Origin of the sequence: Corynebacterium sp. HMSC070H05, from assembly GCF_001837615.1 — a bacterium.
In the GTDB taxonomy this organism is placed as follows: domain Bacteria; phylum Actinomycetota; class Actinomycetes; order Mycobacteriales; family Mycobacteriaceae; genus Corynebacterium; species Corynebacterium coyleae.
On sequence record NZ_KV833273.1, the window covers coordinates 199,248 to 206,256 of the forward strand.

The 7,009-nt window shown below is 58.4% G+C and carries 7 protein-coding genes; all 7 read right to left on the bottom strand.

Going from position 1 to position 7,009, the window contains the following annotated elements; translation table 11 throughout:
- Positions 1–3: 3 nt before the first annotated feature.
- A complete protein-coding gene (locus tag HMPREF2617_RS01000) occupies positions 4–942 on the bottom strand; it encodes a phosphatidylinositol mannoside acyltransferase (RefSeq protein WP_070839091.1) in 939 nt (312 codons plus the stop codon).
- Positions 943–1,578 (bottom strand): phosphatidylinositol phosphate synthase, encoded by a 636-nt coding sequence (gene pgsA / locus HMPREF2617_RS01005; RefSeq protein ID WP_070816230.1) that lies wholly within the window; start codon positions 1,576–1,578, stop codon positions 943–945.
- Positions 1,571–2,170 (bottom strand): ATP adenylyltransferase, encoded by a 600-nt coding sequence (locus tag HMPREF2617_RS01010; protein ID WP_246821668.1) that lies wholly within the window; start codon positions 2,168–2,170, stop codon positions 1,571–1,573. The genes pgsA and HMPREF2617_RS01010 overlap by 8 nt, the downstream gene beginning before the upstream one ends.
- A complete protein-coding gene (thrS, locus tag HMPREF2617_RS01015) occupies positions 2,139–4,196 on the bottom strand; it encodes a threonine--tRNA ligase (RefSeq protein ID WP_070839093.1) in 2,058 nt (685 codons plus the stop codon). The genes HMPREF2617_RS01010 and thrS overlap by 32 nt, the downstream gene beginning before the upstream one ends.
- A 110-nt stretch (positions 4,197–4,306) precedes the next feature.
- Positions 4,307–5,542 (bottom strand): Dyp-type peroxidase, encoded by a 1,236-nt coding sequence (locus HMPREF2617_RS01020; RefSeq protein ID WP_070770961.1) that lies wholly within the window; start codon positions 5,540–5,542, stop codon positions 4,307–4,309.
- 14 nt (positions 5,543–5,556) lie between these two features.
- Positions 5,557–6,216 (bottom strand): copper chaperone PCu(A)C, encoded by a 660-nt coding sequence (locus HMPREF2617_RS01025; RefSeq protein WP_083323148.1) that lies wholly within the window; start codon positions 6,214–6,216, stop codon positions 5,557–5,559.
- A gap of 6 nt (positions 6,217–6,222) precedes the next feature.
- Entirely contained in the window at positions 6,223–6,822 is a 600-nt protein-coding gene (locus tag HMPREF2617_RS01030; protein ID WP_070839097.1) for a copper resistance CopC family protein, read from the bottom strand.
- Positions 6,823–7,009: the final 187 nt, after the last annotated feature.

A 7,009-nucleotide genomic window follows, 5' to 3' on the forward strand; every position in this document is an offset into this window, starting at 1 on the left:
CGGCTAGGTCTCCCTTGAGATGTCTGAACGGTTGTCGAGCGCCCAGCGCCTCCCGCGAACCGGGACATCGACAGGCCACAACGGCTGCAGCATGTGCCAATCCTGCGGGTGGTGGGCAATCGCGACAGCGAACTCGTCTGCAATTGCCTGCACCGTTCGCTCAAGCGTGGTTACTTTCAGCGCAGGTGCAACGCTCATCCCCCAGCCAGGATCCGTCTGCGAACCTGCAAACCACGTATGCACCGTGTGAAGGCCCGCGCCTGTCTCCAATGCCAACTTTGCTGGCCCTGCAGGAAAAGTCGTATCCTCGCCGAAAAATGTCACTGGCACACCTCGACGCCCAAGGTCGCGCTCTCCCATCAAACACACGATGCCCCCGCCTTGGAGGACCTCTTTGAGCCTTGCATAGGGAGGAGTTTTCTCCCCGGTGAGGGCAAGTACTTCGAAACCCAGACTTTCGCGATACTCCACGAACGAATCAAACAGCTTCTCAGGCCTGAGCCGCTCAGCAACCGTTGTAAACGTTCCATAGTGCTTTGCAAGCCACATTCCCGCCATATCCCAATTCCCGGAATGCGGCAGAGTCAGTACGACCCCGTTGCCAGCATCGATCGACTCCTGCAAATACTCCCTACCAACCAGACCTGCAGTGAGTCGCTCATCCAAGTTTGGATCATCCGCAATGCGAGGCAGTTGGAAAGCTTCGAGCCAATATCTTGCGTAGGAACGCATGCTGTCACGCACCAGCTCCTTGGTGACGTTTTCTGCACCGACGACGCGTGTGAGATTGCGGCGCAGCATGTCCATTCCGGCGCCGTCGTTTGATACCCAATCCGCACCAGCAGCAGCTAACGGACGCGTGAGGCACTCCGGAAGCGCCCCGACGATCTTCCACCCGGCGATGTAACCCGCCGAAGACACACGCTTTCCAATGCCGCTCATCTACGCCCCTGCTGGTGGCGCCATCTTCGCGTTCGCCTGATCGTCTCGCGCGGCGAAGACCAGCCGCTGCACCACGGTAAACAACGACCCTGCTAACAGAATCCAAATTGACACCACGACAGCGTTGGGCACCCCAAACCCCTCGAGCGCTAGCCCGCCCAAAGCAAGGATCAAACGCTCTGGCCGTTCAATGAGGCCGCCGACGACGCTGATGCCGCCGGCTTCAGCGCGCGCCTTGATGTAGCTGATCGCCTGCGAGAGGACCAACACAGCTAGGCAGGCTGCAACGTGGACCGCAGACAAGTCCGCAACGTAGACCATCCACATCGCGATCGACCCAAACAGGGCGCCGTCCGTGAGACGGTCACAACTGGCGTCTAGTGTTGCGCCGAAAGCCGTCCCACCACCACGTAATCGCGCCATGGTGCCGTCCACCATGTCACACGCTGCAAAAATCGTGCTCAACACCGCTGCCCACACGAGATGATCCGTCGGGATGAGAACCATCATCGCCAGCATCGTGGCAATCGTGCCGGCAAGGGTGATCATGTTCGGCGTGACGCCGGCTTTCAACAAGCCCTTCGCCACCGGTTCCACGACAACAGCTGCCGGTTTACGCCCATGCACACTAAGCATCGTGGCTTCTCCCCTCGCCCTGTTCGACCTCGCGCCACCCCTGCGCCAGCAGCTCGCGAGTCTCCCGCAGGAGCTGCGGCAGAACCTTGGTTCCGGAAAGCACAGTCATAAAATTCGAGTCACCGGACCAGCGCGGAACCACATGCAGATGCAGGTGATCTCCAACCGACCCCCCGGACGCCTTGCCCAGGTTCAAACCGACGTTAATCGCCTCTGGGTTCGACACATGCTTCAGCGTCTTTACCGCATGCTTGGCAAACGCCATCAGTTCGGTTGTTTCTTCGTCGTCAAGCGCTTCAAGCTCCGCGACCTTGCGATACGGCACAACCATGAGATGTCCCGCGTTGTACGGATACAGGTTCAACACCGCGTACACACGCGTGCCACGGGCAATAATCAATCCGTCTTCGTCGCTGAGTTTCGGTATCTCTAGAAACGGGTCATTGCTTTTCGACGATCTCGGCGCCGACGCAATGTAACTCGACCGGTAGGGCGCCCACAGACGTACAAGACGGTCAGGAGCCCCTACACCGGTATCGATGTAGGGGTCCTCGCCATGATTACTGCCGCTGGTCTGCAACGTTTGCCTCACTCGGCTGATCGTTACGTTTCGCCGCGATCCAGTCCGCGATGATCTCCACTGCCTCATCGACATTCACGCCGTTGATCTGCGTGCCATCAAGGAAGCGGAAGCTCACAGCGTTGGCATCAACGTCACGCTCACCCGCAAGCAGCATGAACGGGATCTTGTTCGTGGTGTGCGTACGGATCTTCTTCTGCATGCGGTCGTCCGAGTGGTCAACCTCTGCACGAATACCGCGCTCGCACAGCTTTGCGACGACCCCATCAAGGTGGTCGGCAAACGCATCAGCAACCGGAATACCCACAACCTGGTGTGGCGCCAGCCATGCCGGGAACGCACCCGCGTAGTGCTCGAGCAGCACGCCGAAGAAACGCTCGATCGAGCCAAAGAGTGCACGGTGGATCATCACCGGACGCTTCTTCGAACCGTCAGAGGCGGTGTAGGTCAGGTCAAAGCGCTCAGGAAGGTTGAAGTCCAACTGGACGGTCGACATCTGCCAGGTGCGACCGATGGCGTCGCGTGCCTGCACCGAAATCTTCGGGCCATAGAAAGCGGCGCCGGCAGGGTCCGGAACCAGCTCAAGGCCAGACTTCTTCGCCACCGACTCGAGAATGTTCGTGGAACGCTCCCAGATGTCGTCGTCGCCAATGTATTTCTTCGGGTCCTTCGTGGACAGTTCGAGGTAGAAGTCATCCAGACCGTAGTCCTGCAGCAGCGAGATGATGAACTCCAGAACGCTGGTGAGCTCTTCTTCCAGCTGCTCCTCAGTGCAGTAGATGTGAGCATCATCCTGGGTAAAGCCACGAGCACGAGTCAGACCGTGCACCACACCAGACTTTTCGTAGCGGTACACCGTGCCGAACTCGAACAAACGCAGCGGAAGTTCGCGGTAGGAACGACCACGAGAGTCGAAGATCAGGTTGTGCATCGGGCAGTTCATCGGCTTGGCGTAGTAGTCCACCGGCTGCTTAGTCACGTTGCCGTCAGCGTCAACCTCACCGTCGAGCTTCATCGGCGGGAACATGCCGTCGGCGTACCAATCCAGGTGACCAGACTTCTTGAAAAGGTCACCCTTGGTCACGTGCGGGGTGTTGACGAAGGAGTAGCCGGCTGCCACGTGACGCTCACGCGAGTGCTGCTCCATGGTCATACGCACGATGCCACCGTCCGGGTGGAATACCGGAAGACCAGAACCGACCTCGTCTGGGAAGGAGAACAAATCCAGCTCATTGCCAAGACGGCGGTGATCGCGCTTCTCAGCCTCCTCGAGCATGGTCATGTACTCGTCGAGCTTTTCCTTCGACTCCCACGCCGTGCCGTAGACACGCTGCAGACCAGCGTTGTCCTGGTCGCCTCGCCAGTAGGCAGCGGACGAACGGGTCAGTGCGAATGCCGGGATGTACTTCGTCGTTGGAACGTGCGGGCCACGGCACAGGTCATGCCACTCCACCTCGCCCGTGCGGGGATTGACGTTGTCGTAGTGGGTCAGCTCGCCTGCACCGATTTCAGTAGCTTCGTCGGAATCTGGGTCGACGTTGCCCTTGTCGTTGATCAGTTCGAGCTTGTACGGCTCATCCTTGAGATCCTCGGCTGCTTCCTCCACGGATGCGTAGACACCGCGGACAAACTTCTGGCCTTGCTTGATGATCTTCTTCATACGCCGTTCAAGCGTTTTCAGATCTTCAGGCGTAAACGGCTCGGCGACATCAAAGTCGTAGTAAAAGCCATCTTCAATCGCAGGGCCAATGCCCAGCTTGGTTCCCGGGAACTCCGCCTGAACAGCCTGTGCAAGTACGTGCGCACAGGAGTGGCGGATAACCGAGCGACCAAGCTCAGTGTTTGCCGGGACAGGAGTGAACGTGGCGGTTTGCTCCGGCACGTGGGAAAGATCTTTGAGTTCGCCCTCTGCATCCAAGACGCAAACGACGGCGTCGTCGCCCTTGTTTGGCAAGTTCAACTCCCGCATCGCTGCACCCACGGCGGTGCCTGCGGGGACCTCGAACGTTGCAAACTCGACTACTGCTTCGTTTGACATAGGTGTCGTGCGCTCCTTTGCGCGTCATTGGGCTGCGTCATACCTGGACGCAACCCCATCGTGCTGTTCACTGTCCCGACGGCGCAGACGCACGCCGGTCGATAGGGATTCTACCCCCGAGTGCCGGAAAGTACGGCTTCGCCCCAGTACGTATCACCGGAGTTACCACTACCCGGCTCCACAGTGCCCGGTGGCACCCAGTACACCGCGGAACCAATGTGAGTCGTCCATTCGTTAAGGCGATCCATCTCCAGCAGACGGCGAAGCACCGGCGTGAACTGGATATCCGGGTCCTTCTGGAAAGTCAGAAAGACCAAGCCTGCATTTGAGAGACCTTTCGAGTTCGGGTCCGGCGGAAGGTTGTAGTTGTACGGTCTGCGTAAGAAACGCTGCTCCGGATGGTCCTTCGGCGGCATTGCTCGCGCCATGTGCGAGTTCCTGTCAATGACGGGCAGACCGTATTCATCAATTGCATCGAGATCTGGTTTGTCGAATTCGCTGTCGCCAGTGAGCGGGGCACCGTCGCTCAACCTGCGGCCGACAGACTCCTCGCGTGAAGCCCGGTCGAGCCGCTCCCAATCGTCGAGATCCATCGCGATCCGGCGCACTACCAGTGAGGAAGAGCCATCCTCGTGAAACACCTGCTCCGCGAATTCATCGTCCGAATGTGGGTTGACGGTTCCATCGACTTGACCGAAGAGGTTGCGCGGGGTTTGGCCTTTCGGAATATTGCCGTAGGCGTTCATGAACCCTTGCTGCACCCACGCAGTTTTTACGTAGTCCATCCCTGCGCGGGTCATGTGGCGCATTACCCATGCGCACACCATCGGGTCATCCGAGCAGATCTGGAGAACGATATCGGTTTGTCCCCACTCTGGAACGAGTTTCTCCCGCGGCATCGGCTCAATGTCGTGCAGCCACGCCGGCTTACTTTTGGGGGCGGCGACGTCAAAGATTCGCTCGCCCAAGCCGCATGTGATTGTGAGGTTTGCTGGCCTGTCTACCATTTCTGGCTCAAGGCTTGACAAAGGGTTGCGGCCGGAGACGAGCTCTCGCGCATCTTCCGTCCACAACCGCATTAGACGGCGGATTCCATCGGCCTCCACGCCGTCTTTGAGGTTGAACCCAACGAGGTTGAGATTCGCTTGTGTAGTCGTTTGGATGCCTGCCTGATGAGCGCCATCGAATGCGATAGTTGATTCGGTAAGTGCCCGTGATGCAGTTTCGCGATCATCCTCACCGCTACACGCAACGAGCGCCATGCTTGATGACGCAACCCCCGCCACCCCAGCCGCACCGGCCAGAAACACCCGGCGGGAAACTCCGCCACGCTGTGGCTCAACCATTGAATTCGCTCCTCCTAGTGCTTGTGCTCAGCGGTTTCGCTGTGCTCGGCGTGTTCGCCATGCGCTGCATCGTCGCCGTGCTTGTGCTGGCTGTGGTCCATGACCTGGCCATCCTCGCCGTAGTCCTCCACGCCCGGCAGCATGGTACGGACGGCTACTTCCGGAATATCAATGGTGGTGCCACCCTCAGTCAGCAGCGTGACATCAACGGTGTCTCCAGCAGGAATCTCGTCCGGGTAGCCCATCACCATGAAGTGGTCACCGCCCGGCTTCAGCTCGTAAGTGCCACCGGCCGGAATGACGATGCCCCCCTCCTTCTCCTGCATGACGCCATCCACAACCTCGTGGATTTCGTACATGGCTTCACCCAGCGAGGTAGTGAAGCCAATCACGTGGATGTCTTCATCCGTGCCATTTTTCAAGGTGCCAAAGATCGCCGTCATATCACTGCCATTTTCTGCGTCCTTGGCAGCCTTTGCACGCACAGTGCCATCGACGAGTTCAACGTCCGAGGTGGCGGCAGCATCCGTGGCAGTCTCACTTGCCGACGTTGCAGCGGACGAGGTAGCTGTGTCGGTTGCCGCCTCATTAGAGTCGCTAGAGCAGGCGGTCAGCGCCGGGGTCAAAGCGAAAGCAGCGACAACTGCCGTGGCCATCAAACGATTCTTCATCATGTTTCCTTACTGCGCGCCTTTGCGCACGTGATCAGTTATGGTCTTGCTCTTCTTCGAACGATTCGTCACGGCCAACACCGCGATGACCGCAAGCACGATGGTGCCAAGAGCAAGCAGCCAGAGAGCAGAAACGCTTGAGTTTTCATTCGTTTCTGCAGCGTTAGTAGCGGTCGAATCCTGTTGCGATTGCGAGCCAGCGCCATCTGGCTGATAGCTAAACGAGGTCATGCCCTTAGTTGCGTGTCCGTCGGACGAGACGATTTGGAAGCCAACTTTGTAGTCTCCGGCCTCCGGCTGCAGATCTGGCGGAAGGTCGAGTGTGACGTTTCGGCCCTCAATTACCGGTTCGCCGGTGAACAGCACATCCGTGCTTCCATTCTCCGTACGTGAGATGGCGACGGTATTGAAACCTTCCTTGGGCTCGCCAGAAAACTCCAGCTCGATCCGCTCAGGAAAGTCCTGCACCACAGACTTGTTTTCGGGGTTGGATCCGATAACAACGTCATGCGCAACCGCGGGAGCCGAGGTAACCAGAACAGTTGCCAACGCCGCGGCAGCGATACCGCCCACTCGTGCAACTTGCCTGCAATGTGCAGGTTTGGGCATTTCGTCTCCTTGTTCAAACTGTTGAGTGCGTAATTCTCACACTCGAAATGAGTAGTCGCTTAAAACGGCCGAATAGTTCCCACACTGGCACAAAACCCCCAATATTGGCAGCTAGGAATCGCAGACCCCAGCCTGACTGCCTGAAGAAAAAGAAAAACGGGTTAAGCGACAAAATGTGTGTCCGGAA